Genomic DNA, 2,060 nt, shown 5'->3' with positions numbered 1-2,060 from the left:
TGTTCGCGTCGGGCAATACCAGTCCATGCCACCATTCACTCCATCTCTTCGCAAAGACGGATGAATCACAACTGGCTGGTATTGTTCAAAAACTTTCGGATCGGGCTCTTAAAAAGCAGAAGGAAAAGCGGTTAATTCAAGTTTTCCAATTTTTTCGGCGTCATCATTTGAGATGTAAACTGACGCATAGAGCTCCGTAAGCATTAGAGGAAATATACCCTTTACAATTTTTGTGGATTTTCCAATCCATAACTTTCTAAATTGCCTAGATATATTCAATTTCTCATCAACATCCTGACAAACCAACCCAAATCCACATTTATTTAAAAAGTCTACTGCGGAAGAGACTTTATATATTTCATGCTCCTGGAGGTAATCCTCGAGCAAACTCGTAATTGGGACTCCTTTGACCCCACTAAATGGCTGCCCCGACGCTATGAATTGATCAAAGTAATCCGACGCTATCGCTTTAAAATCCGATGGTCGCGCAGACGTCATTTTCGTTCTCCGGAGTGTGAAAATGGACATTTTTTGACATCCTCATATCGGAGTTGGGAGGCATGATTGAAATCAATACGTGGGCATTGGCCCATAGTGCAGCCACACAATCACGTTACATATTGTTTTCACGATTCCCGCAATTCGATTGAGAGTCAAACGACCTTTCGGCCACCTCGGGCATCACATACGTGACGTCTTTCATCTTCCCTCTCCCCCTTTGCATAGATCTTGCGTGATCAGATTCTCTACTTCTCGTCGTATTGCTTCAAAATGCGTGAGATTTTCCATGTGGAACCCAATGTCAGCGCCGTAGTGTTTTTCAAAGGACCACTGGGCATAACAGGATGCATCGCCCGAGTTCGTGTTCCACGAAATGCCAATACATTGAATAAATGGATCACCATTATTCGCATTCGGTATATATAGTTCATTAGCCCAGTCGGAGTAAGCCTTAAGTCCCGGCAGATCGCGCTTGGGATCGCGAACCCCGTGCAGCCTGGAGACCATTTCCATGGAAGACGTTTTCCCGAAATAATAGAGAGGGCTGGACTTCGTCATTACGATCCCGACCAGGATGTGGCCCAACGGAGTTGCCTCAGTACTTGGTTCAATCCGCAACTTTTGGGACTGGACGTTCCACTCGGCATCCCAATGCAGCGACAAGAAATAATTATGCTCATTAGTAACCGTATTCGTACCTACGCCTATTCCGATCCCACGCGACGGATTTTCACAATATATCAAGCCGTTTATGACAGCGACACGCGGCGTGCGTTTCTCGCATTCCCGTAGAACAAGGGCAACCGCTATCGTTGCGAGCGACATCATGTAGATGGACCGCCTCTTCATAAACTTTCTATTCACGTCGTAACGTCCATCGACGTTGGATACCTCTTCGCCTACCACACCGACATCGAACCGCTTCGTTCGTCTCGTCAGCGAGTCATGGGCCACATCGGTTCGCATGCGCGGTGCCCAGAAGTTCGATCTCTACATTGTCCGCCTGTAAATCAGCTTGCCACGTTGCGTAGCCTTGAGTGCTCTTCGTCGCGTAGTTACCAGCAGAGGACATGATGGCTGCAGAAAGAACGACCCCAGCGATGCTAGCCGTGACGGCATCAATATGAGCCTCGGGCATCACACTCGCATACATAACGTCTTTCATCCTCCCTCCCCTCCTTTGCATAGGTCTTGCGTGATCAGATTCTCTACTTCTCGTCGTATTTCTTCAAAATGTATAAGATTTTCCATGTGGAATGCAATATCAGCTCCGTAATGTTTTTCAAAGGACCAGTGGGCGTGACAGGATGCATCACCCGAGTTCGTATTCCACGAAATGCCAATACATTGAATAAATGGATCACCATCATACGAATTCGGTATATATAGTTCATCAGCCCAGTCGGAATAGGCCTTAAGTCCCGGCAGATCGCGCTTGGGATCGCGAACCCTCACAACCCATCAGTTTTTATGGGGTCTGGATTGACGTGCTGAATCTGGCTGTGATTCAAGGATTCTGCCCTTGTGAGGAGCGGATTTGGCATGACCCCGGCTATTGT

Annotated in this window: 3 protein-coding genes; all 3 read right to left on the bottom strand. The window is 47.3% G+C overall.

From position 1 onward, the window contains the following. Nucleotides 1-108: 108 nt before the first annotated feature. The 3 genes from HUK84_RS22910 to HUK84_RS15930 all read right to left on the bottom strand — a co-directional run bounded on the left by HUK84_RS22910 (nt 109) and on the right by HUK84_RS15930 (nt 1,666). Nucleotides 109-498, bottom strand: a complete 390-nt coding sequence (locus HUK84_RS22910; protein ID WP_218064412.1) for a hypothetical protein — start codon at nt 496-498, stop codon at nt 109-111. Nucleotides 499-699: 201 nt separating this feature from the next. Continuing rightward, complete coding sequence (locus HUK84_RS15935) at nt 700-1,467, bottom strand: hypothetical protein (protein ID WP_176641159.1); 768 nt, start codon at nt 1,465-1,467, stop codon at nt 700-702. Continuing rightward, a complete protein-coding gene (locus HUK84_RS15930; protein WP_176641158.1) occupies nt 1,445-1,666 on the bottom strand; it encodes a hypothetical protein in 222 nt (73 codons plus the stop codon). The genes HUK84_RS15935 and HUK84_RS15930 overlap by 23 nt, the downstream gene beginning before the upstream one ends. Nucleotides 1,667-2,060 lie beyond the last annotated feature (394 nt).

Origin of the sequence: Nguyenibacter vanlangensis (assembly GCF_013376155.1) — a bacterium.
GTDB lineage: Bacteria > Pseudomonadota > Alphaproteobacteria > Acetobacterales > Acetobacteraceae > Gluconacetobacter > Gluconacetobacter vanlangensis.
The sequence above is the reverse complement of the archived record's forward strand: the minus strand, read 5'-3'. Positions and strand labels throughout refer to the sequence as shown.

What these genes read in the sequence shown, in the direction of transcription:
- HUK84_RS22910 (WP_218064412.1), bottom strand. Translation starts at nt 498, where the DNA reads ATGACGTCTGCGCGACCATCGGATTTTAAAGCGATAGCGTCGGATTAC.
- HUK84_RS15935 (WP_176641159.1), bottom strand. Translation starts at nt 1,467, where the DNA reads ATGCGAACCGATGTGGCCCATGACTCGCTGACGAGACGAACGAAGCGG.
- HUK84_RS15930 (WP_176641158.1), bottom strand. Translation starts at nt 1,666, where the DNA reads ATGAAAGACGTTATGTATGCGAGTGTGATGCCCGAGGCTCATATTGAT.